This window comes from Dechloromonas sp. A34, from assembly GCF_026261605.1.
Classification (GTDB): Bacteria; Pseudomonadota; Gammaproteobacteria; order Burkholderiales; family Rhodocyclaceae; genus Azonexus.
Genome location: NZ_CP102486.1, coordinates 3619284 through 3642252, shown reverse-complemented (window position 1 = coordinate 3642252; position 22969 = coordinate 3619284). Strand labels below are relative to the sequence as shown.

At 62.4% G+C, this 22969-nt stretch carries 22 protein-coding genes and 1 pseudogene; 22 read left to right on the top strand and 1 reads right to left on the bottom strand.

Annotated features, from left to right (window positions below; translation table 11 throughout):
• Nucleotides 1-69 precede the first annotated feature (69 nt).
• The 6 genes from NQE15_RS18200 to NQE15_RS18175 are packed head-to-tail and all read left to right on the top strand — an operon-like array spanning nucleotide 70 to nucleotide 4723.
• Nucleotides 70-825, top strand: a complete 756-nt coding sequence (locus NQE15_RS18200) for a TVP38/TMEM64 family protein (protein ID WP_265943392.1) — start codon at nucleotides 70-72, stop codon at nucleotides 823-825.
• Nucleotides 825-1856: a lysylphosphatidylglycerol synthase transmembrane domain-containing protein gene (locus NQE15_RS18195; RefSeq protein WP_265943390.1), complete on the top strand. Its 1032-nt coding sequence runs from the start codon at nucleotides 825-827 to the stop codon at nucleotides 1854-1856. Before NQE15_RS18200 ends, NQE15_RS18195 begins: the two co-directional genes overlap by 1 nt.
• 19 nt (nucleotides 1857-1875) lie before the next feature.
• The gene (locus NQE15_RS18190) at nucleotides 1876-2301 is read left to right on the top strand and encodes a rhodanese-like domain-containing protein (protein WP_265943388.1); all 426 of its coding nucleotides are present in this window, start codon (nucleotides 1876-1878) and stop codon (nucleotides 2299-2301) included.
• A gap of 39 nt (nucleotides 2302-2340) precedes the next feature.
• Nucleotides 2341-3336: an arsenosugar biosynthesis radical SAM (seleno)protein ArsS gene (gene arsS, locus NQE15_RS18185; RefSeq protein ID WP_265943386.1), complete on the top strand. Its 996-nt coding sequence runs from the start codon at nucleotides 2341-2343 to the stop codon at nucleotides 3334-3336.
• Nucleotide 3337: 1 nt separating this feature from the next.
• Nucleotides 3338-4033 carry a TIGR04283 family arsenosugar biosynthesis glycosyltransferase gene (locus NQE15_RS18180; protein WP_265943384.1) on the top strand — a complete coding sequence of 232 codons (696 nt, stop codon included), beginning with the start codon at nucleotides 3338-3340 and terminating at the stop codon, nucleotides 4031-4033.
• Nucleotides 4034-4051: 18 nt separating this feature from the next.
• Entirely contained in the window at nucleotides 4052-4723 is a 672-nt protein-coding gene (locus NQE15_RS18175; RefSeq protein WP_265943382.1) for a TIGR04282 family arsenosugar biosynthesis glycosyltransferase, read from the top strand.
• On the opposite strand, the gene NQE15_RS18170 is transcribed toward NQE15_RS18175, so the two are convergent.
• Nucleotides 4676-5575, bottom strand: coding sequence for a LysR substrate-binding domain-containing protein (locus NQE15_RS18170; RefSeq protein ID WP_265943380.1), 900 nt, complete (start codon nucleotides 5573-5575; stop codon nucleotides 4676-4678). The genes NQE15_RS18175 and NQE15_RS18170 overlap by 48 nt on opposite strands.
• A 384-nt stretch (nucleotides 5576-5959) precedes the next feature.
• On the opposite strand from NQE15_RS18170, the pseudogene NQE15_RS18165 reads away from it, so the two are divergent.
• From NQE15_RS18165 to dmpH, 16 genes and pseudogenes are all read left to right on the top strand, one after another.
• Nucleotides 5960-7650, top strand: a pseudogene (locus NQE15_RS18165) (DUF1302 domain-containing protein).
• Between the two features lie 24 nt (nucleotides 7651-7674).
• Nucleotides 7675-9018 carry a DUF1329 domain-containing protein gene (locus tag NQE15_RS18160; RefSeq protein WP_265950331.1) on the top strand — a complete coding sequence of 448 codons (1344 nt, stop codon included), beginning with the start codon at nucleotides 7675-7677 and terminating at the stop codon, nucleotides 9016-9018.
• An 83-nt stretch (nucleotides 9019-9101) separates the two neighbouring features.
• Nucleotides 9102-10217 carry a WD40/YVTN/BNR-like repeat-containing protein gene (locus NQE15_RS18155; protein ID WP_265943378.1) on the top strand — a complete coding sequence of 372 codons (1116 nt, stop codon included), beginning with the start codon at nucleotides 9102-9104 and terminating at the stop codon, nucleotides 10215-10217.
• Nucleotides 10214-12610 (top strand): efflux RND transporter permease subunit, encoded by a 2397-nt coding sequence (locus NQE15_RS18150; protein ID WP_265943376.1) that lies wholly within the window; start codon nucleotides 10214-10216, stop codon nucleotides 12608-12610. Before NQE15_RS18155 ends, NQE15_RS18150 begins: the two co-directional genes overlap by 4 nt.
• Nucleotides 12611-12647: 37 nt before the next feature.
• On the top strand, nucleotides 12648-13685 hold the full coding sequence (locus NQE15_RS18145; protein WP_265943375.1) for a universal stress protein: 1038 nt from the start codon (nucleotides 12648-12650) through the stop codon (nucleotides 13683-13685).
• Nucleotides 13686-13850: 165 nt separating this feature from the next.
• Nucleotides 13851-14171: a 2Fe-2S iron-sulfur cluster-binding protein gene (locus NQE15_RS18140; protein WP_265943373.1), complete on the top strand. Its 321-nt coding sequence runs from the start codon at nucleotides 13851-13853 to the stop codon at nucleotides 14169-14171.
• A 46-nt stretch (nucleotides 14172-14217) separates the two neighbouring features.
• Complete coding sequence (locus NQE15_RS18135; protein WP_265943371.1) at nucleotides 14218-15150, top strand: catechol 2,3-dioxygenase; 933 nt, start codon at nucleotides 14218-14220, stop codon at nucleotides 15148-15150.
• A gap of 5 nt (nucleotides 15151-15155) precedes the next feature.
• On the top strand, nucleotides 15156-15434 hold the full coding sequence (locus NQE15_RS18130) for a phenol hydroxylase subunit (RefSeq protein WP_265943369.1): 279 nt from the start codon (nucleotides 15156-15158) through the stop codon (nucleotides 15432-15434).
• 49 nt (nucleotides 15435-15483) lie between these two features.
• The gene (locus NQE15_RS18125) at nucleotides 15484-16476 is read left to right on the top strand and encodes an aromatic/alkene monooxygenase hydroxylase subunit beta (protein ID WP_265943367.1); all 993 of its coding nucleotides are present in this window, start codon (nucleotides 15484-15486) and stop codon (nucleotides 16474-16476) included.
• A 9-nt stretch (nucleotides 16477-16485) separates the two neighbouring features.
• A complete protein-coding gene (locus NQE15_RS18120; protein WP_265943366.1) occupies nucleotides 16486-16755 on the top strand; it encodes an MmoB/DmpM family protein in 270 nt (89 codons plus the stop codon).
• Between the two features lie 14 nt (nucleotides 16756-16769).
• Complete coding sequence (locus NQE15_RS18115) at nucleotides 16770-18290, top strand: YHS domain-containing protein (protein WP_265943365.1); 1521 nt, start codon at nucleotides 16770-16772, stop codon at nucleotides 18288-18290.
• 30 nt (nucleotides 18291-18320) lie between these two features.
• Nucleotides 18321-18677, top strand: coding sequence for a phenol hydroxylase subunit P4 (locus tag NQE15_RS18110; protein WP_265943362.1), 357 nt, complete (start codon nucleotides 18321-18323; stop codon nucleotides 18675-18677).
• A gap of 13 nt (nucleotides 18678-18690) precedes the next feature.
• A complete protein-coding gene (locus NQE15_RS18105; protein ID WP_265943358.1) occupies nucleotides 18691-19752 on the top strand; it encodes an NADH:ubiquinone reductase (Na(+)-transporting) subunit F in 1062 nt (353 codons plus the stop codon).
• Nucleotides 19753-19897: 145 nt separating this feature from the next.
• On the top strand, nucleotides 19898-21358 hold the full coding sequence (locus tag NQE15_RS18100) for a 2-hydroxymuconic semialdehyde dehydrogenase (protein ID WP_265943355.1): 1461 nt from the start codon (nucleotides 19898-19900) through the stop codon (nucleotides 21356-21358).
• Between the two features lie 8 nt (nucleotides 21359-21366).
• Nucleotides 21367-22164, top strand: coding sequence for a 2-oxopent-4-enoate hydratase (gene dmpE, locus NQE15_RS18095; protein WP_265943353.1), 798 nt, complete (start codon nucleotides 21367-21369; stop codon nucleotides 22162-22164).
• The gene (gene dmpH / locus NQE15_RS18090) at nucleotides 22161-22964 is read left to right on the top strand and encodes a 2-oxo-3-hexenedioate decarboxylase (RefSeq protein ID WP_265943351.1); all 804 of its coding nucleotides are present in this window, start codon (nucleotides 22161-22163) and stop codon (nucleotides 22962-22964) included. The genes dmpE and dmpH overlap by 4 nt, the downstream gene beginning before the upstream one ends.
• The last annotated feature ends 5 nt before the right edge of the window (nucleotides 22965-22969 follow it).

Below are 22969 nucleotides of genomic sequence, written 5' to 3'. Positions count from 1 at the left end.
CTCCTCCAGTAAAGCGGCCGGGCGACCAATCGCTGGCCGCTTTAGGTATTTTTGAAGAGGGCTTGATTCATGAAGATCAACGTATCCAAAAAAAGCTCGTACATCGCGCTCGCAGCCATTCTTGCCGCGGTGGCAGCCTTCCTGCTGATCCCGCAGGTCCGCGAAGCCGTTCAGGTCGTCGTCGGAATACTCACCGTCAAGGATACCCAGGAAGCCATTCAGTCCTTTAAGGACTACCTGCTGGGATTCGGTTACTGGGCCCCCGCGGTTTCCTTGCTTTTGATGGTGTTTCAATCGGTGGTTGCGCCGCTTCCGGCGTTTGTCGTGACCTTCACCAATGGGCTCTTATTTGGCTGGGTCGGGGGCACGATCCTCTCCTGGTCGAGTGCCATGCTGGGAGCGGCACTATGCTTCTGGATTGCCCGGGCGCTGGGGCGTCCGGTTGTCGAGAGCCTTGTGGGTGGAACCACGGCCCTGGAAGTTTCCGACCTCTTCTTTGCTCGCTACGGCAACCGGGCCATCCTGGTTTCCCGCCTGCTGCCTTTTGTTTCCTTTGACATCATCAGCTACGGTGCCGGCCTCACCCCGGTCTCCTTCTGGAGATTTCTGGTTGCCACCGGGATCGGTCAATTGCCGGCAACGGTCATCTATTCGTATCTTGGGCAAAACCTCACGGGCTCGGTTCAGATCCTGTTCTGGATCTTCTCCATCACGACCGCGATTTTTGTCTTGGGCTGGACGGTTGGGCCGCTCGTGATCAAGCGGATTCGCAACGGCAGCAATTGCGCTTGCGTTCCTGCCGAAGAAAAGACCGAGGCGGCATGATGGCGAACAATCCCACTTCCGGAAGCGATAGCGTTTCGGACTTCGAGCCTACGGACAAGGCAGCGGAGCGGAGAACCCTGTTCCTGCGGGTCGGCATCACCGTGGCGCTGATTGGCGTTGTCCTGTGGAAACTCGATCTCGCGGACCTGGCGTCGAAGTTTGCAAAGTTTGACCCGACCTGGACGGCACTTGCCTTCCTGGCCGTCTTCGGAGCGGTCATCGTTTCGGCCTGGAAATGGGGACTGATCCTTGGCGAGCGTGGCTATCCCCTGCCGTACCAGCGACTGGTACACCATTATTTCGTGGGCTTGTTCTTCAATAACGTACTGCCGACCACCGTGGGAGGCGATGCGGTCCGGGCCTGGGAGACAACCAAGGACACCGGAGAGGTTCCGGAGGCCATGGGCTCTGTAGTGACCGAGCGACTCATTGCCGGGGTCGCCTTGGGCATTACGGCATTGCTCGGCCTACCTTTCGTGGAGGCCAGTCCAAAATTGCTTTTTCTGGTCGCCGCTTTCCTGGTAATCGACCTGGTTCTGGTCGGCTTGTTTCTGGTGCCCAAGGTCGCCGAGGGCATCGTCAGCAAGTTGCTGCCGCCGCGCTTTGCCGGCCTGCGCGATGCCGTGACCAACACCGTTCTGGTCGTGCGCGCCACCTTGAAGAACCCGAGGCTGTTCATCAAGGTAACCCTGCTCTCCATCCTCTTCCAGATCTTCGTTGCTGCGGTCAATGCGTGCATTTTCAAGGCGATGGATGTTCCCGTCACCTTGGCCCAGTGCGTGATCTACACCCCGATGATCTTCACCGTCACCATGCTGCCGATTTCCCTATCTGGCCTGGGGGTGCGTGAAGCGGCCTACTGGTACTTCTTCTCCCAGGTTGGCGTCAGCCAGGTCGATGCCGTCGTCTGCTCTCTCGCCTTTTTCATCATCGTCGGTATCTCAAGCCTGCCAGGGGCTCCGCTCTTCGTGCTCAATCGCAAGCGCCGCAACGCCCTCGCATCGCTACAAGCTGCCGAACAACAAATCTGACCCCATTCCGGAGAACCAAATGTCGCATACAGCAAGCCGTTCGCCGTTTCTGGAGTTTCTCGTCGGGATCATCAACGTTCCCCGGGAACTCTGGAAGCGACTCGTCAACATCACTCGCGGCGTCAAGGACATTAGTCCTAGCGTCGCTCAAGCTTATATTCAGCGCAATGGCGCCTTCATTCTCGACGTCCGGGAACAGAAGGAATACGACCTTGGCCACGTTCCCAACAGCGTGCTCATTCCGGTGGGTCAACTCGAGCAAAGGGTCTCGGATATTCACGATCAGCGCAATCGGACGATCGTGGTGATTTGCCATGGCGGGAAGCGCTCCGCGACCGCCTGCCAGATTCTGAGCCAGTATGGTTTCAAGGAGCCCCTGAATATCGCGGGTGGTATTCTGGCCTGGAAAAAGGCCAAGCTTCCCGTCGAAATCCAAGGGCTGTGATCTACCTTTCACAACGAATTCCATCGCAACAAGATAACTATGCTTCCTGTATTACCCCTGCTTGAAAAATCGTCTTTTCCCGCGGTCCACCGGGCCAGCGTTCGCACCCTCCAGGTGAATCTGGGCTACCGTTGCAACCAGAGTTGCGTGCATTGCCACGTCAATGCGGGGCCGTCGCGGACTGAGGAAATGAGTTCGGGAATGGTCGACCAGGTGATCGCCTTCCTGCAGCAGAATCCCGCTATCACCACGCTGGACCTTACGGGTGGAGCCCCTGAGCTGAACCCGCATTTCCGTCGTCTCGTCGCTCGCGCACACGGCCTGGGCAGGCAGATAATCGACCGCTGCAACCTGACCATCCTGGCCGAGCCCGGGATGGAGAATCTTGCTGACTTTCTGGCCGAGCACCGGGTTCATGTCGTCGCATCGCTACCTTGCTACCTTGAGGGCAATGTCGATCGTCAGCGTGGACGGGGAAGCTTTTCAGCCAGCATTGATGGGCTTCAAGCCCTGAACTCTCGAGGCTACGGACTGCCGGAGAGCGCCCTGGCACTCTCTTTGGTTTTCAATCCGCAGGGGGCTGTGCTGCCGCCACCCCAGTCGGAATTGGAGAAGACGTACCGGGCTCACTTGCTCGATACCTACGGCATCCGGTTCACCCGTCTCCTGGTCCTTGCCAACATGCCCATCCAGCGTTTCGGTTCCATGCTGATTTCGCGAAGGGAGTTTGCCTCCTACATGGAGTTGCTGAAGGGGGCCCATCATTCTGACAACCTCGCCGGCGTCATGTGCCGCGACCTGCTCAGCGTGGACTGGCAGGGCTATGTCTACGACTGCGATTTCAACCAGCAGCTTGGTCTCTCGTTGGGCACGGGAAAGCAGCGGCGCCATCTCTCCGAAGTCTCCGCTACTTCGCTTGCCGGGCTGCCGGTGCGGGTTGCCGATCACTGCTATGCTTGTACGGCCGGCCAAGGTTCGAGTTGCCGCGGTGCCTTGGCAGTAACTAGCTCCTCCCTGTCCCGCATCGCGGCCTGACATGAGGGGCTCAAACAAGGCCGTTTCGTTATCGATCATCCTGCCCGTTCTGAACGAGGCAGGATGTATCGTTTCGACCTTGCTGGAACTGCGTACGCTGCGCCTCAATGGGGCAGAAATCATCGTTGTCGATGGCGGAAGCCAGGACGAAACCGTCACCCTGGCGGCGCCCCATGCCGAGCAAGTGATTTCTTGTGCGCGTGGTCGTGCGCAGCAAATGAACCGTGGCGCGGCTGCGGCTAATGGCGAATTTTTATTGTTTCTGCATGCCGACACGAGGCTGCCGGACGATGCCTGGCCGACGCTCTCCGGGGCAATCGCCAAAGGCGCCGTCTGGGGGCGGTTCGACGTGAAAATCGAAGGGCAGCCGCGCCTGCTGCGCCTCATCGCCTTCATGATGAACCTGCGTTCCCGCCTCTCGGGCATTGCCACCGGCGATCAGGGGATTTTCGTCAGGAGAACAGATTTCGAGCGCTTGGGAGGCTACCCGCCGATTCCCCTGATGGAGGACCTGGCACTGTCAGAAGCGCTGAAGAAACTTGCCAAACCCGCTTGCCTGCGCAGCCGGGTGGTCACCTCGGGGCGTCGCTGGGAAAAGTACGGGCTCTGGAAAACGATCTTCCTGATGTGGCTTCTGCGGGCTGCCTATCGCTGCGGAGTCTCCCCTGAAATCCTGGCGCGGCAATATCGAAGCTAGACGGGACGAGGCCGTATCTTGGAAAACATCGTCGACATCGCCATCCTGGCTCGAGCTCCGGTTTCTGGAGCGGCCAAGACACGCCTGATTCCGGCAATCGGCCCGCATGCGGCGAGCCGGCTCCATCGTCAAATGGTGCTGCGGACGTTGAGGACCGCCTACGAGGCAAAACTTGGTGGTGCTGTCGTGCTCTGGGGGGCGCCTGATCGATCTCATCGCTTCTTCCGGACGCTGGCCAGGCTGGGTGTGACTTGCCACGATCAGCCGGGCGGGAGCTTGGGGGAGCGCATGCGCCATGCTCTGGACGCCAAGCATCCGCGCCCTGTGCTATTGATCGGAACAGATTGCCCGTGCATGACCCCAGGCCACCTTAGGGGGGCCGCGAAGGCCCTTTTAGAGGGACACGATGCGGTTTTCCTGCCGGCCGAAGATGGTGGATACGTGCTGATTGGACTTCGCTCCTCCGCCCATCATCGACTCTTCGAAGGAATCTCCTGGGGAAGCTCGACGGTCATGGACGAAACGCGTCATCGTCTACGCGCCATCGGGTATTCCTGGGCCGAACCAGCGACCCTGTGGGATGTCGACAACCCTGACGATCTGAGTCGCCTCGGTGCCTGGGATGGAATCCCGTTGCCGGCCTCACTGCAAGCCTTGTTGCTCCCGAAACGCCTGGATGGCCGCCAGTAGCGCTTGCAGAATGGGCGACTGGTCATCCTTGCGGTAGATGCAGCTGAGATCGATGGTGGCCGAGGGGGCGTCGGAAAACGGCAGGTAGACGATACCGGGCGGGGCGAGGGTGATGACCGATTCGGGCACCACCGAAATGCCGAAGCCGCCCGCGACCAACGCTACCCCGGTCACGGCGTCGCCGACGATCTGGGAGATGTCCGGCGTGATATCCATCTGCCGGCAGAGTTCCATGATCCGGTCGACAAAATTCGGGCGCGCACCGGTCGGGAAGAGGACCAGCGGATGCTTGGCCACTTCCTTGAACGAGACCGACTTCTGCCGGCTCAGCGGGTGGCTCTGATTGACCGCCAGATAGAGCGGTTCGCGCATGATCAATTCGCTGTTCATGTCCGGCAAGGGCGTGAGCATGCGATTGAAGCCGACCGAGATTCTTCTCTGGCGCAGCGCTTCGATCTGCTCGGCCTTGGACATGGTGTGCAGCACGACCCTGACATCCGGATTGGTGTCGCGGAACAGTTGCAGCAACTTCGGAATGGCGCTGAGTATCCCGGTGCCGAAAATCCCGATGTCGATGCGGCCCAACTTCCCCTGGCCGGCCCGCTTCGTCCGCTCGATCGCCTGATCGACCAGGGAACGGATGTTGCGCGCTTCCTCGAGGAACATTTCGCCGGCCTGGGTCAGTTCGACGCCGCGCGGCGTGCGAATCAGCAGTTGAACATCGAGCTCCTCCTCCAGTTGCTGGATCTGTCGCGTCAGCGGCGGCTGGGAGATGTGCAGTCGCAATGCGGCGCGACCGATATTCAGTTCTTCTGCGACGGCGATGAAGTATTTGAGATGCCGAAGATCCATTTTTTCGTTCCGGAAACAGGTGCTTGTCGATACCAGGAGGGTATCGATACGGGTTGAGTTTGGTATTGGACAGTATATCCATGGATTGCCTAATCTGCCCAATACGACAGGAGGATTTTCCCTTTTGCCGTGATTCACCCCCTCTCTCTGCGTTCAGGGGGCTTCGCGCCCCCCGTTTTTTTGCTCACTGGCGTGCCTGGCCAAGCGCCTTGCGAATCGAGAGTGTTCATACCTTGCAGGTATTGAATGGCGCAAAAATCGGTATTGGACGGTAACTCTGTCACTCCGTAAATTGCTGCTCAGGGCTGGCTGGTTCGTCGGTCTTTGAAGAACCGGGTCGAGTTCATCGAGCAACTGACAGTCGAAAAATTACAGGAGGGACATATGGAAATAACTGGTGGTAACCGGCCGCGTGGCGGCCTTCGTCTGAAGCGCCTGGTGTGCAGTCTGGCCGGCGCGTTTCTCGGTGTGGCGGCGGGCGGTGCTGCCGAAGCGGCGGCCTTCGATATCGACAACCCGGATGTCAAGATTTCCTGGGACAACACGTTCAAGTACAGCGCCGGCTGGCGCGTGCGGGACATCAATGCGCGGGTGGCGGACAACTCGATCGGGCCCCAGGCCAACACCAACGACGGCGATCAGAATTTCAAGAAAGGATCAATGATTTCGAATCGCCTCGATCTGTTGTCGGAATTCGATTTTCGCTACAAGAGTGCCTACGGTTTTCGCGTCAGCGGCGCTGCCTGGTACGACGATGTCTATCGCCAGACCAACGACAACCCGGGGGCGCTCGGTGGCGCCCTGGTCAATTCGACGTCGGTGCCCTACAACGAATTCACCGACGAGACCAAGAAGCTGCACGGCCGCAAGGCGGAGTTCCGCGACGTCTTCGCCTATGCCAACTTTGCCCCGGCGATGTGAACATCAACCTCAAGGGTGGCCAATTCACGCAGCTCTACGGGGAAACACTGTTCTTCGGCTACAACGGCATCGCCGCCGCCCAGACGCCACTCGATCTGGTCCGTGCGCTGTCGGTTCCCAACTCGCAGTTCAAGGAAATCGCCCTGCCGGTCAAGCAGTTGTCCACGCAGGTGCAGGTCAATCAGAATCTGTCGTTCGGCGCCTATTACCAGCTGGAATGGAAGAAAAACCGCATTCCGGCCGCCGGCAGCTATTTCAGCTTTGCCGACTTCGCCGATGATGGCGGCGAATCGATCATCCTCGGGCCCGGCCTGGCGGTGCGCAGGGGCGACGATATCGAGGCCAAGGATTCGGGGCAGGGCGGGGCGCAGGTCAAGTTCAAGGTCGGCGATTCCGAATTCGGCCTCTACGCCGCCCGCTTCCACGACAAGATGCCGCAGTTCTACGCCCGTCCGGGCGTCAATGCCGGCGGCGGGTTCATCGGCGACTATGCGCTGGTTTACGCCGAAAACATCAAAACCTACGGCGCCAGCATCAGCACGCTGGTCGGCGAAACCAATGTCGCCGCCGAGCTTTCGGTGCGTAACGACATGCCCATGGTTGGCCGCGGGGTGACCATGGTGACCGGCGCCGCAGCCAACAACAACAGCAATCCGGCCTACCCGGTGGGCGATTCGCTGCACCTGAATGTCTCGGCAATCAGTGTGCTCGGCGCATCACCGCTCTGGCAGGGCGCCAGTTTCATCGGCGAGCTGGCCTATAACCAGCGCCTGAAGATCACCAAGAATCCCGACCAGCTCGATCCGTCGGCGACCAAGAGCGCCGCGGCCCTGCAGTTCGTGTTCCAGCCGGAATACTTCCAGGTTCTGCCCGGACTCGATCTGCAACTACCGATCGGCGTCGGTTACGGCCTCTTCGGGAATTCATCGGTGGCCGGGGTTTCCGCCCTGATGCCGCCGCGGCATGGCGGCAACTTCAGCTTCGGGATCAAGGGCGAGTATCAGAAGGCCTGGCAGTTGAGCCTGAACTACACCCACTACTACGGACCGAGCGGCTCGGTGGTCAAGTACGACACCGCGGCGCCCGAGCTTTCCTACAAGAATTTCCATGGCGACCGCGACTTCGTTTCGCTGTCGGTCCAGCGGACCTTCTGAACAAAATCATAATCGGAGACTTCAATCATGAAAAAAACCATGCTCTGCGCCGCCATCGTCACCTTGATGGCTGGCCCCGCGGCTTTGGCGGCCGTTTCGTCCGACGAGGCGGCCAAGCTTAAATCGACGCTCACCCCCCTGGGTGGCGAAAGGGCTGCCAACAAGGACGGCAGCATTCCGGCCTGGGATGGCAAGGCGACGGTGGCCACCGGAACCAAGGCCGGCGATATTCCGACCCAACCTTACCCGGGCGAAAAGCCGGTGCTGCAGATCAGCGCCAAGAACATGGCGCAGCACGCCGACAAGCTCAGCGAAGGCACCCAGGCGCTGATGAAGAAATATCCGGACAGCTTCCGGGTCGATGTCTACCCGACGCACCGCACCGCGGTGGCGCCGCAGTACGTCTATGACAACACCTTGAAGAACGCCACCAACTGCAAGACCAAGGCCGGCGGTTATTCGGTGGAAGGCTGTTTCGGCGGCATTCCCTTCCCGGTTCCCAAGGAAGGCGTCGAGGCGATCTGGAACTATCTGCTGCGGGTCGAGGCGGAAGCGACCGAAGTGTCGTTCAAGAACATCGTCGGTACTTCCGACGGCAACCGGACCCTGGCTACCCAGAACGAGCAGGTCAACCAGTATCCCTATTATTACAAGGACGGCTCGGCCGAGAAGTGGAGCGGCGAATACTTCCTGCAGCGCTTCTCGACCGTGGCCCCGCCGTTCAAGGCCGGCGAATCGCTGGTCATCCGCGACGGCGTCGATGCCGGTACGCCGCGCCAGACCTGGCAGTATCTGGTCGGCCAGCGCCGCGTCCGCCGGGCGCCGACGGTGGCCTACGACACGCCCGATTTCGTGGCCTCCGGCGCCAACTATTTCGACGAGGTGATGGGCATCATGGGCCACCCGGACCGCTACCAGTGGAAGCTGGTCGGCAAGAAGGAAATGTACATCCCGTATAACGCCAATGCCCTGGTCACCGCCAAGGAAGAAGAGGCCTTCGCCAAGCATCACATGAACCCGGAGAAGCTGCGCTGGGAACTGCACCGGGTCTGGGAAGTCGAGGCTACGGTGGCCAGCGGCAAGCGCCATGCCGTGCCGAAGCGTCGCTACTACCTCGACGAGGATACCTGGCTGCTCGTCCTGATGGACGGCTACGACACCGAGGGCAAGCTGTGGCGGACCTCCCAGCTCTTCCCGTATGTCGTGCCGGCGATCCCCGCCGTGGTCAACAAGCCGGTCACCGTCTTCGACCTCCAGAAGGGCACGATGAGCACGGTGCAGTACCTCGATTCCTTCAAGGTTCTGAGCAAGCGCAAGTCGGAAAACTACTTCACCGGTGATGCGGTGGCGGCCGACGCCAGCCGTTAATTGGCAGCGATGCCGGGGGCTTCCCCCGGCATCCCCCTGAGAACCGGGTTCTCCGGTTCCGTTTGATCAGCTTGGGAATGAACATGAACGCGCGTACAAAGACGTCGCGATGGCTCGGTGTCGCCGTGATTTCGGCAGGCCTGGGCCTCGTCAGTGGGATGGCAGCCGGTGCCACAGGTAGCGGCAGTCGTGATGTGCTCGATCAACCGGCGCGCTTCAGCGAGCGGGCCAAGTCCTCGGTGCTGACCGCCATCGCGGCAGCCGGCCAGCGCCTGGTGGCGGTCGGCGAGCGCAGTGTCGTGCTGCTCTCCGACGACCATGGCCGCAACTGGCGGCAGGCCAAAGCGGTGCCGAGCAGCGTCGCCCTGACCGGCGTCCGTTTCGCCTCGGAAAGTACCGGCTGGGCCGTCGGGCACAGTGGCATCGTGCTCAAGACCACCGATGGCGGCGAAACCTGGGCGCGCCAACTGGAAGGTCGGCAGGCCGCGACGATCGAGCAGGCCGCAGCCGATGCGGCAGCCGACGGCAGCCCCGCCTCGACCCGCCGCCAGCGCGATGCCCAGGGGCTGGTCGCCGACGGCGCCGACAAGCCTTTCCTCGATGCCTATTTCTTCGACACGCAGCGCGGCTTTGTCGTCGGCGCCTACGGTCTCGCCTTCGCGACCCGCGATGGCGGCAAGACCTGGGTTTCGCTGGTCGGCCAGATCGACAACCCGCGCTCGCGCCACCTGTATCAGGTCGCAGCCGCCGGCAATGCGCTGCTGATCACCGGCGAGCAGGGCAACCTGCTGCGCTCGACCGACGGCGGCCAACATTTCGCGGCCCTGCCGCTGAGCTACCCGGGCACCCTGTTCGGTGCCGTCGTCGCCCGCGACGAGGCCATCGTCGTCTTCGGCCTGCGCGGCAATGCCTTCCGCTCCACCGACCAGGGGGCGAGCTGGAAAAAGGTCGATTTCGGCCTGCCGCTGACCCTGACCGCCGGCATAACGCTGCGCGACGGCCGCCTGGCCGTGGTCGACGAGACCGGGCGCCTGCTGCTCAGCCGCGATAGCGGCGCCACCTTCGCCAGCCTGGCCGTACCGAAGATGAACTCGGCGACCGGCCTCGTTCAAGCGGCCGACGGCGCGCTGGTCATCGCGACGCAACGCGGCGCCGTGCGCGTCGCCCCCGAAGCCCTGAATCCGGAGCAAAAGAAATGAGTTATATCGCAGCCCTGCCCGATGCCGGCGCGGTCTCCCTGATCGATTTCGATCACAAATCGGGTTCCGTGATCGAGCGCGCCCTGTTCAACAACCGCCTGGTCATCGTGCTGCTCTGCCTGCTCGCCACCGTCGTGCTCGGCTACCAGGCCAAGGGCCTGGCGCTCAATGCCGCGTTCGAGAAGATGATTCCGACCAAGCACGAATACATCGCCAACTTCCTGGAGAACCGCCAGCAGTTGGCCGGTGCCGGCAATACGCTGCGCATCGCCGTCGAAACCCGGAAGGGCAACATCTTCAACCCGGCCTACCTCGATGTCGTGCGCCAGATCAACGACGAGGTCTTCCTCTATCCGGGCGTCGACCGCCCGTTCATGAAGTCGCTGTGGGCACCGTCGGTGCGCTGGACCGGGGTGACCGAAGAAGGTCTCGACGGCGGCCCGGTGATTCCCGACGACTACGACGGCTCGCCGGCCAGCCTCGACCAGGTCCGCGTCAATGTCGAGCGCTCCGGTGAGATCGGCCAGTTGATCGCCGCCAATTTCCAGTCGAGCATCATCAGCGTGCCGCTCCAGGACAAGGTCGCCGAAAGCGGCGCCCGCATCGACTACAACGATTTGTCGCGCCGTCTCGAGGAGATGCGCGCCAAGTACGAAAGCGACGACATCAGGATCCACGTCACCGGTTTCGCCAAGGTCGTCGGCGACCTGCTCGCCGGCCTCCAGCAGGTTCTGATGTTCTTCGCGGTCGCCATCGCCATCTGTACGGCGGTGCTCTACTGGTACACCCGCTGCCTGCGCAGCACCTTGCTCGTCGTGCTCTGTTCGGTGGTCGCCGTGGTCTGGCTGCTCGGCCTGCTGCCGACGCTGGGTTTCGAGCTCGATCCCTATTCGGTGCTCGTGCCTTTCCTGGTCTTCGCCATCGGCATGAGCCACGGCGCCCAGAAGATGAACGGCATCATGCAGGACATCGGGCGCGGCACCGACAAGCTGGTTGCCGCCCGCTTCACCTTCCGCCGCCTGATCCTCGCCGGGGTCACCGCGCTGCTCGCCGATGCCGTCGGTTTCGCCGTGCTCATGGTGATCCAGATCCAGGTCATCCAGGATCTGGCGATCACCGCCAGCATCGGCGTTGCCGTGCTGATCTTCACCAACCTGCTGCTGCTGCCGATCCTCCTCTCCTACTCCGGGGTCAGTGCCGAGGCCGCCAAACGCAGCCTGAAAGCCGAACTCGCCGAAGCGGCCGACGCCGGCCATGCCAAGCATCGGTTCTGGGCTTTCCTCGACCTGTTCACCCAGCGCAAGTGGGCGGCCATCGCCATCGGCGTCGCCGTCGTCATGGGTGGTATTGGCCTGCTCGTCAGCTTCCAGCTGAAGATCGGCGATACCGACCAGGGGGCGCCCGAGCTGCGTCCGGATTCCCGCTACAACCGCGACAACGCCTTCATGGTCGCCAATTACGCGGCGAGTTCCGACGTCTATATCGTCATGGTCAAGACGCCGCAGTTTCATTGCGCCCACTACGACACGGTGATGGCGGTCGATGCGCTGGAGCGCGAGTTGCAGCAGCTGCCCGGTGTGGAAACCACGACCTCGCTGGCCGGGCTGAGCAAGCTGGCGGCGGCCGGACTCAACGAGGGCAGCCTCAAGTGGTACGAGATTCCGCGCAGCCAGGACATGCTGAACTCGATCGTCACCCGGGCGCCGCGCGAACTGTTCAACCAGAACTGCGACCTGCTGACCGTCTACGCCTACCTCAAGGATCACAAGGCCGACACCCTGGACAGCGTGGTCAAGACCGTCGAAGCCTTCGCCAAGGAGCACAACACCGAGGAAATCCGCTTCCTGTCGGCGGCCGGCAATGCCGGGATCGAGGCGGCGACCAACATCGTCGTCAAGAAGGCCAATACCGAGATGCTGCTGCTGGTCTATCTGGCCGTGATCATCCTCGCCTTCGTCACCTTCCGCTCCTGGCGTGCCGTGCTCTGCGCCGTGCTGCCGCTGATGCTGACGTCGGTGCTCTGCGAAGCGCTGATGGTCTATCTGAATATCGGCGTCAAGGTCGCGACGCTGCCGGTGATCGCCCTCGGCGTCGGCATCGGCGTCGATTACGCGCTCTATGTGCTGACCGTCACTCAGGCCCAGTTGAAGGCCGGCCTGACGCTTTCCGAGGCTTACTACAAGGCGCTGTTGTTCACCGGCAAGGTCGTCGTGCTGACCGGCATCACCCTCGGCATCGCGGTCGCCACCTGGACCCTGTCGCCGATCAAGTTCCAGGCCGACATGGGCATCCTGCTCGCCTTCATGTTCGTCTGGAACATGCTGGGCGCCCTGATCCTGCTGCCCGCCCTCGGCCATTTCCTGCTCAAGCACAAGAAGCCGCTCGTCGTCTGAGCGCTTCATCACCCGCTGATCTTTGCGAGAGGTTCACATGTACAAGCATCTCCTGGTTCCCCTGGACGGCTCGGGGCTGGCCACCGAAATCGTTTCCCGGGTCGTTCCCTTCGCGCTGGCGCTGGGCGCCCGCATCACCTTCTTCACGGCGCGGGCCGACTACGCGGCGACCGGGCAGGGGGCGCTGCAACGGACGGTGGCGCCTGAAGCCTATGCCGACAACCTGGCCGGCGAAGCGCGCGGCCTGCTGCAAAAAGCCGAAGCGGCGGCCAAGGCCCGGGGCGTGCCCTGCGCCACGCTGATCCGCAACAGCGACCGCCCGGCCGCGGCCATCCTGGCGGCAGCCGAAGAACTGGGCTGCGACCTGATCTTCATGGCCTCGCACGGACACAAGGGACTGCGCGGCCTGGTGCAGGGCTCGCAGACCCAGAAGGTACTGGCCGGCACCGCGCTTCCGGTGCTCGTCGCGACCATCGAAAGCAACCAGCCGGATCGGGAAAAGCAGGCTGCGCTGGCCATCATCCAGGACGAGCACCGCTCGCTGGCGGCCGTGGTGCGCGGGCTTCTGCATTTGGTCGATGAGGCGGTGGCCGGCCGCACGGCGTTCGATGTGACGCTGGCGCGGACGATGATCCACTACATCGAATCCTTTCCCGAGCGCCTGCACCACCCCAAGGAAGATGCCTATCTGTTCCGGTTGTTGAGTGCGCGAACTGCCGATTTCGACGCAGCCATCGCGCAACTGCGCACCCAGCATGCCGATGGTGATGGCCTGATCCGGGCCATGCAGCAGGCCATCGATCGCCATGTCCGGGATGGCGCGGCCGGCGGCGGTTCGCTGGCCGCCGTCGCGACGGCGGTCAATGCCTTCGCCGAGGCGCAGTGGGAACACATGAACCTCGAGGAAAACACCATTCTGCCGGCCGCCTGCCAGCACCTGACCGACGAGGACTGGGCGGCGATCCATGCGGCGTTTTCAGCCAATGGCGACCCGCGTTTCGATGCCGATCTCGATGACGGATTCAAGCGCCTCTATACGCGCATTGCGAACCTGGTGCCGCAGCCAGGTTTATAAATTTATCAATCACATCATTTGCATTTTATAAAAAACTAAAAACAGCGCCGTATTTGCTCGATGCGCTAGTAATAATGTAATTAAATCAGTCTGTTATCGCATTGGCACAGTCTGTGCAATTAGTTGACCATAGTGCAATTCAGTACGGGCCGGAAAGGAGAAAGCATGCCGATGTTCAAGGTGCGGATTGCCGAAACCGGCGAGTGTTTCCCCTGCGATTCGGCGCAGTCGGTGCTCGAAGGCATGGTCCAGATCGGGCGCCGGGGCATCCCCGCCGGGTGTCGCGGCGGAGCTTGCGGCGTCTGCCGGATCGAGGTGCTGTCCGGGTCTTTCGCCCACAAGGCGATGAGCCGGTCGCAGATCAGTGAAGCGGATCAGCAGCAAGGACGGGTTCTAGCCTGCCGGATTTTTCCGGACAGCGATCTGGAATTGAAGGTGCTGGGCGGCATCAGGCGCTCGGTACTGCAGCAGGAAGCAGGAAAGTAGTTTGGTTCATTTTTTGCCGTCATTTTTATAACGAGGAGACTAGACAATGGCAATGACAGGTGTTTTGCGTCCCGGACATGCACAGATTCGCGTGCTCGATCTGGAAGAGGGCGTGCGTCACTATCGCGACGTGATGGGTCTGGTGGAAACCGGCCGCGACGCCCAGGGCCGGGTGTATCTGAAATGCTGGGACGAACGCGATCACAACAGCGTCATCCTGCGCCAGGCCGACCGCGCCGGCCTCGATTTCTTCGGCTTCAAGGTGCTCGACAAGGCAACGCTCGACAAGCTCGACGCCGACCTGCAGGCCTACGGCCTGAAGACCGAGCGCATCCCGGCCGGCGAAATGCTGGAAACCGGCGAGCGGGTTCGCTTCGAATTGCCGAGCGGCCATCTGATCGAGCTCTACTGGGAAAAGTCCACCATCGGCAACGGTTGCGGCCTGGTCAATCCGACTGCCTGGACGCCGGACTCGGAGCGCGGCATCGCACCGGTGCGCCTCGACCATGCGCTGCTCTACGGCCCGAATGTCGCGGAAGTACAGAAGATTTTCACCGAGGTCCTCGGCTTCTACCTCGTCGAGCGCGTCCTCAACCCCGAGGGTACGGCCAACCTGGCGATCTGGCTGTCCTGCTCGCACAAGGTGCATGACATCGCCTTCGCCGAGTACCCCGAGCCGGGCAAGCTGCACCACTGCTCCTTCCTGATGGAAACCTGGGAAGAGGTGCTGCGTGCCGGCGACATCATGTCCCACAACAAGGTGCCGGTCGACATCGGCCCGACCCGACACGGCGTGACGCGCGGCTGCACGATCTACGCCTGGGACCCGTCGGGCAACCGCTTCGAGACCTTCATGGGCGGCTACCAGCCGTATCCGGACTACAAGGAGCCGCTGACCTGGACCTTCGACAACTTCGGCCAGGGCCTCGACTATCCGCAGCGCAAGCTGCACGAAACCTTCCTGACCGTCGTCAGCTGAGCCCCATGGCATCCGCCGCTTCCACTCCGGGCAACCGGCCCGAAATCGACAGCCGGCGTCGCTTCGTCCGCAAGCTCGGCGAGCGGGCCAACGGCTTCGTCGAATTCGAGTTCGCGATCGGCGAGCCGGAGATCTTCGTCGAGCTGATCCTGCCCCGCGACGACTTCGCCGAGTTCTGCACCGGTCAGCAGGTGGAAATGCTGCCGGCGCGTCCCGCCGACGGCCTGCCGACCGGCGACTGGGACTGGCGCCTGTCGGATGCCACCGGCACCCGCTTCAAATAATTAACGACGCTGTTCGCTGCAATGTCTGGCGACAGCTTGGAGACTTATTATGCAAATTGATTTACGTACGGTCAGCATCCAGCCGCAACGGCAGGCCTTCGATCACCTGGTCCGCCGTTTCGGCGACAAGCCGGCATCGCGCTACCAGGAAGGCAGCTACGACATCCAGGCGACCGAAAACCTGCACTATCGCCCGACCTGGGATCCCGACCAGCTGATCTACGACAAGTCGATCACGCGCATCGTCATGGCCGACTGGTACGCGCTGAAGGACCCGCGCCAGTTCTACTACAACACCTACACCCTGGCCCGCGCCCGGCAGCAGGAAACGACCGAGGCTAACTTCAGCTTCGTCGAAAGCCGTGGCCTGGCCGAGATGATTCCCGAAGACCTGAAGCAGACCGCCCTCAAGGTGCTGGTCCCGCTGCGCCATGCGGCCTGGGGCGCCAACCAGAACAACACCTTCGTCTGCGGTTACGGCTACGCCGCGATCTTCACCCAGGCCTGCATGTTCCACGCCATGGACAACCTGGGTATCGCCCAGTACCTGTCGCGCATCGGCCTGCTGCTCGGTGATACCGAAGCGCTCGACGACGGCAAGAAGGCCTGGCTGGAAGACGAGGCCTGGCAGCCGCTGCGCCGCTACCTGGAGGACTGCCTGGTCGTCCGCGACCCGTTCGAACTGTTCGTCGCCCAGAACCTGGCGCTCGACGGTCTGCTCTACCCGCTGGTCTATGAGCGCATCGTCGATGGCTACCTGTCGTCGGGCGGTGCTTCGGCCATCGCCATGCTGACCCAGTTCATGAACGACTGGCACGACGAGACGCGCAAGTGGATCGATGCCGTCTTGAAGACGGCCGCCGCCGAATCCGGGCACAACCGCGAGGTCTTGCAGGAGTGGTGTGCGAAGTGGGGGGCGCGGGCCGCCGCCGCCCTGCTGCCCGTCGCCCGCCTGGCCCTGGGCAGCGCCGCCGAAGAGGTGGTAGGTGAAGAAATGGCCGCCCTCAAGGCGCGCCTGATTAAAACCGGTATCGAGATCTGAGAGAGCGCCATGTCGACCGTATTCATTGCCTTGCAAGCCAACGAAGATACCCGTCCGATCATCGACGCCATCGTCATCGACAACCCCGACTGCACCGTCAATCGCCAGCCGGCGATGGTCAAGATCGATGCCCCGGGCAGCCTGACCGTCCGCCGCGACACCATCGAGGAGCAACTGGGCCGCGCCTACGACCTCCAGGAACTGAACGTCAACCTGATCACCCTTTCCGGCAACGTCGAAGAGGATGAAGACACCCTGACCCTGCGCTGGAACAGCTGAGAAGGAGAGACAAGATGGACATGAAAACCGCCAAGAAGAAACTGGGCCTCAAGGAAAAATACCGCCTGCTGACCCGCGACCTCGGCTGGGAGCCGACTTACCAGAACAAGGACGAAATCTATCCCTACACCAAGTATGAAGGGATCAAGATCCACGACTGGGACAAGTGGGAAGACCCATTCCGCCTGACCATGGATTCCTACTGGAAATACCAGGCCGAGAAGGAGCGCAAGTTCTACGCGATCATCGACGCCCACGCCCAGAACAACGGCCACCTGCACATTACCGATGCCCGCTACCTGAGCGCCCTGAAGATCTTCCTGCAGGCCATCAGCCCGGGCGAATACGCCGCCGGCAAGGGCTTTGCCCGCATGGGCCGCGAGTTCCCCGGGGTCGGCACCCAGGTGGCCTGCCAGATGCAGGCGATCGACGAAATCCGCCACGCCCAGACGCAGATCCACGCGCTGTCGAACTACAACAAGTTCTACAACGGCTTCCACGGCTTCGCCGATGCCCGCGACCGCATGTGGTACTGCTCGTTGCCGCGCTCTTTCTTCGACGACGCGATGTCGGCCGGCCCCTTCGAATTCATGATCGCCATCGGCTTCAGCTTCGAGTACGTGCTGACCAACCTGCTATTCGTGCCCTTCATGTCCGGCGCCGCCTACAACGGCGACATGGCGACGGTGACCTTCGGCTTCTCGGCGCAGTCCGACGAAGCCCGTCACATGACGCTCGGCCTCGAGTGCATCAAGTTCATGCTGGAACAGGACCCGGCCAATCTGCCGATTGTCCAGAACTGGATCGACAAGTGGTTCTGGCGCGGCTTCCGCCTGCTCGGCGTGGTCGGCACGATGATGGACTACATGCTGCCGAAGCGCGTCATGTCCTGGCGCGAGGCCTTCGAGATCTACGGCATCGAGAACGGCGGCGCGCTGTTCAAGGACCTCGCCCGCTACGGCATCCGTCCGCCCAAGGGTTGGGACGACGCCGGCAAGGCGCTCGACCACATGTCGCACCAGTTCATGCTGGCCCTCTACCAGTACAACTTCGGCACCACTTTCCACAGCTGGATTCCGTCCGAGGACGACATGGCCTGGCTGTCGAAGAAGTATCCGACGACCTTCGACAAGTACTACCGGCCGCGCTGGGAACACCTCAAGAAGCTCAAGGAAGCCGGCACCCCGTTCCACAACATGGGCCTCGCCAAACTGTGCCAGACCTGCCAGATCCCGACCGTGTTCACCGAGCCGGACGATCCGACCCGCCTGACCCAGCGCGAAGTCGACTACCAGGGCGAGAAGTACCACTTCTGCTCCGAAGGCTGCCAGCACATCTTCGAGAACGAGCCGGAGAAGTACGTCGAGGCCTGGCTGCCGATGCCGCAACTGTTCCAGGAACCGATCAACGGCGACCTGGCGGCCTGGATGGAGTGGGTCAGCCTGGTGCCCGGCAAGGACAACGGCGATTTCGACGGTTCCGAGGACCAGAAGAATTTCGACGCCTGGCGCGATCTGGCCAAAAGCAACCAGTAATTCCGACGCAGACAAGATCAGGAGACAAAAATGGCAGTGACTTCAACCAAACCCTATGTCGGCGTGCCGCGCGACGTGGTCGCCAACTTTCACGGCAAGCAGATCGTCTATGTGAACTGGGAGCAGCACCTGCTGTTCGCCACTCCCTTCATGCTCGTCGTCGAGCCGGGCATGCGCTTCGCCGACCTGCTGGCCAATGTCGTCAAGCCGCTGATGCAGGCCGACCCGGATGCCGGCGCCGTCGATCTGACCCAGGTCGAGTGGCGCAAGGGCAAGTCGGCCTGGCAGCCTGATTTCGCGGCCACCCTGGCCGAGAACGGCATCGTGCACAAGGAACAGCTGCATTTCACGACGCCGGGGTTGAACACCCTGTTGGCAGCAGCATAGAGGAGGCAGCGCAATGAGCTACGAACTGACCATCGAGCCGCTCGGTCAGACCATCGAAATCGAGGATGGCCAGACCATCCTCGACGCCGCCCTGCGCGCCGGCATCTATCTGCCGCACGCCTGTTGCCACGGCCTGTGCGCGACCTGCAAGGTGCAGGTCGTCGATGGCGAGGTCGAGCAGGGCGAGGCCTCGAGCTTCGCGCTGATGGATTTCGAACGCGAGGAGCAGAAGTGCCTGGCCTGCTGCGCCACGGCGCAGAGCGACCTGGTCATCGAGGCCGAGATCGAGGAAGACCCGGATGCCGAAAACCTGCCGGTGCGCGACTTCGCCGGCGTCGTCAGCCGCATCGAGACTCTGACGCCGACCATCAAGGGCGTCTGGCTCAGGCTCGACGGCGCGGCCGGCATGCGGTTTCAGGCCGGCCAGTACATCAACCTGGAACTGCCGGATGGCATCGGCAGCCGGGCCTTCTCGGTGGCCAGCCCGCCGTCGGCAGCCGGCGAAATCGAGCTGAACATCCGCATCGTGCCGGGCGGGCAGGGCACGACCTACGTCCATGAACGGCTGCAGCTCGGCGAGCGGATCGCCATCACCGGCCCCTATGGCCGTTTCTTCGTCAAGAAATCGGCCGACCTGCCGGTGATCTTCATGGCCGGTGGCTCCGGGCTGTCCAGCCCGCGTTCGATGATCCTCGACCTGCTGGCCGAGGGCTTCGCCAAGCCGATTACGCTGGTCTACGGCCAGCGCCACCGCGACGAGCTGTACTACCACGACGAGTTTCTCGCCCTGGCCGAAAAGCATCCGAACTTCAGCTATGTGCCGGCCCTCTCGGACGAACCCGAGGCCAGCGGCTGGAGCGGTTTCCGAGGCTTTGTCCACGACGCGGCCAAGGGCCATTTCGACAACGATTTTCGCGGCAACAAGGCCTATCTGTGCGGGCCGCCGCTGATGATCGAAGCCTGCATCGCGACCCTGATGCAGGGGCGGCTCTTCGAGCGCGACATCTATACCGAGAAGTTCATTTCCGCGGCCGATGCCCAACAAGTGCGCAGCCCGCTGTTCCGCGCCCTTTGAGATGTTTTTGGGGCGGCCTCCGGGTCGTCCTTTTCAATACCTTTTCGATATTGAAGTGAAAGAAATAAGGTATTGGACGGTATTGAGTAGCGGAACCTAGACTGATTGCCAAGCCCGGTATCGGGGAGAACAACAAGGAGTTGCCATGCAACTGATCAAGAATTTCATCAACGGCGAATTCGTCGAAGCGACCGGGACCACGCCCTTCGCCAAGCGTTCGCCGCTGAACAACCAGGTCATCGCCCAGGTCGTCGAGGCCAGCCGGGCCGATGTCGATGCCGCCGTGCAGGCCGCCCATGCCGCGCTGAAGGGCGAGTGGGGCGGGCTGAGTACCGAGCGCCGCGTCGACCTGCTGTACGGCGTGGCCAACGAGATCACCCGCCGCTTCGACGATTTCGTCGCCGCCGAGATGGCCGATACCGGCCAGCCGCACCATGTCATGACCAGCGCCTTCATTCCGCGCGGCGCGGCCAATTTCAAGGTCTTCGCCGATGTCGTGAAGAACGTGCCGTCCGAGTCCTTCCAGATGGCGACGCCGGATGGCCGCGGCGCGCTGAATTACGCCATCCGCCAGCCCAAGGGCGTGATCGGCGTCATCTCGCCGTGGAATGCGCCCTTCATGCTGATGACCTGGAAGGTCGGCCCCGCCCTGGCCTGCGGCAACACCGTGGTCGTCAAGCCGTCGGAAGAGACGCCGCTGACCACCACGCTGCTCGGCGAAGTCATGAACCGCGTCGGCATTCCGAAGGGGGTCTTCAACGTCATCCACGGTTTCGGTCCCGATTCGGCCGGGGAATTCCTGACCCAGCATCCCAAGGTCGACGCCATCACCTTCACCGGCGAGACGCGCACCGGGACGGCGATCATGAAGGCGGCGGCCGAAGGCATGCGCGACGTGTCCTTCGAGCTGGGCGGCAAGAATGCCGGCATCGTCTTCGCCGATGCCGACTTCGAGGCCGCGGTCGACGGCATCTTCCGTTCCGCCTTCCTCAACTCCGGCCAGGTCTGCCTGGGCACCGAGCGCGTCTATGTCGAGCGGCCGATTTTCGAGAAGTTCGTGCAGGCCTTGAAGCTCAAGGCCGAAGCCGTCAAGTTCGGCCGGCCGGACGACCACCATGCCAACTACGGCCCGCTGATCAGCGCCGAGCACAAGCAGAAGGTGCTGTCCTACTACGCCAAGGCCAAGGCCGAGGGCGCCCATATCGTCACCGGCGGCGGCGTGCCCGAGATGCCGGCCGATCTGGCCGAGGGGCACTGGGTGCAGCCGACCATCTGGACCGGCCTGCCGGAAACGGCTTCGGTGGTGCGCGAGGAAATCTTCGGGCCGTGCTGCCACATCAGCCCCTTCGACGGCGAAGATGAAGTCATCAACAAGGCCAACGCCAACGATTACGGCCTGGCGACCACGATCTGGACGACCAACCTCGGTCGCGCCCACCGTGTCGCGGCCCGGGTCGAAGTCGGCATCACCTGGGTCAACAGCTGGTTCCTGCGCGACCTGCGCACGGCTTTCGGCGGCTCCAAGCAATCCGGCATCGGCCGCGAGGGCGGCGTGCATTCGCTGGAGTTCTATACCGAAACCCGCAACATCTGCGTCAAGCTCTGAGGCCCATCATGGACAAGCAAAAAATTGCCGCCTACGGCGACGAGCTTTACGAAGCCTGGGTGGCATGCCGCCCGGTGCGTCCCCTACTCGAGCGTGAGCCGGAAATCACCATCGAGGACGCTTACCAGATCCAGGAGCGTTTCGTTGCCCGCCGCGTGCAGGCCGGCGAACGCATCATCGGCAAGAAGATCGGCGCGACCAGCAAGCCGGTGCAGGATTTCCTCGGTGTCTACCAGCCGGACTTCGGCATGCTGACCTCCGGCATGGTCTTTCAGGAAGGCGCCACGATCGATCTCTCCCGCCTGATCCAGCCCAAGGCCGAGGCCGAACTGGCCTTCGTCCTCAAGGAAGACCTCAAGGGGCCGGGCATCACGGCGATGGATGTCATCCGCGCCACCGACTACGTGCTGCCCTGTTTCGAGATCGTCGATTCGCGCATCGTCGACTGGCAGATCAAGATCCAGGACACCGTCGCCGACAACGCCTCCTGCGGCGTCTATGTGCTGGGCAAGACCAAGGGCGACCCCAGGAAGCTCGACATCACGCTGGCCGGCATGGTGCTGGAAAAGAACGGCGAACTGTTCTCGACCGGCGTCGGCGCCGCTGTCCAGGGTTCGCCGGCCAATGCCGTCGCCTGGTTGGCCAATACGCTGGGCGCGCTGGGCATTCCGTTCAAGGCCGGCGAAGTCATCCTCTCCGGTTCCCAATCGGCACTGGTGCCGGTGGTCGACGGCGACGAACTGGTGTGCACCGTCGGCGGCCTCGGCAGCTGCCGGGTCAAATTTTCAGGAAGGAGCGCAGCATGAGCATGAACCTCACCCTCTCCCGCGAGGACGTCGTTCGCCTCTGCGAACGGATCGAAGGGGCGCAGACCCGGGCCTACGCCATCCCCAAGCTGACCGATGAATATCCCGAGATGACCATCGGCGACGGCTACGCGGTGCAGCTTGCGTTGCGTCAGCGCTTCCTCGCCGCCGGCCACCGGCAGGTCGGCTGGAAAGCCGGCCTGACCTCGAAGGCCAAGATGATCCAGATGGGGGTCAGCGTGCCGTCCATCGGCTTCCTGACCGACCGCATGGCGCGCCCGGAAAGCTCGGCGATCAAGACTTCCGACCTGGTGCATCCGCGTGTCGAATGCGAAGTCGCCTTCGTCATGAAGAAGACGCTGAAAGGGCCGAACTGCACCCGGCAGGATGTGCTGGATGCCACCGACTACGTACTGCCGGCGGTCGAGATCATCGACTCGCGCTTTTCCGGCTTCAAGTTCGACCTGGCCAGCGTGGTTGCCGACAACGGTTCCTCGGCGCGCTTTGTCGGCGGCGGCCGCGCCCGCTATGTCGAGGATATCGATTTGCGCACTCTCGGCGTGGTCATGGAAAAGAACGGCGAGATCGTCACCATGGGCGCTTCCGCAGCCGTGCTCGGCCATCCCGCCGAAGCCATCGCCATGCTGGTCAACATCCTGGCCGAACTGGGCGAGGAACTGCCGGCCGGCAGCTTCGTGATGAGCGGCGGCATTACCGAGGCCGTCGCGGTGAAGCCGGGCGACAGCATCGTCGCCCGCTTCCAGGAGCTGGGCAGCGTCTCCATGCGATTCATCGAATAAAAGAC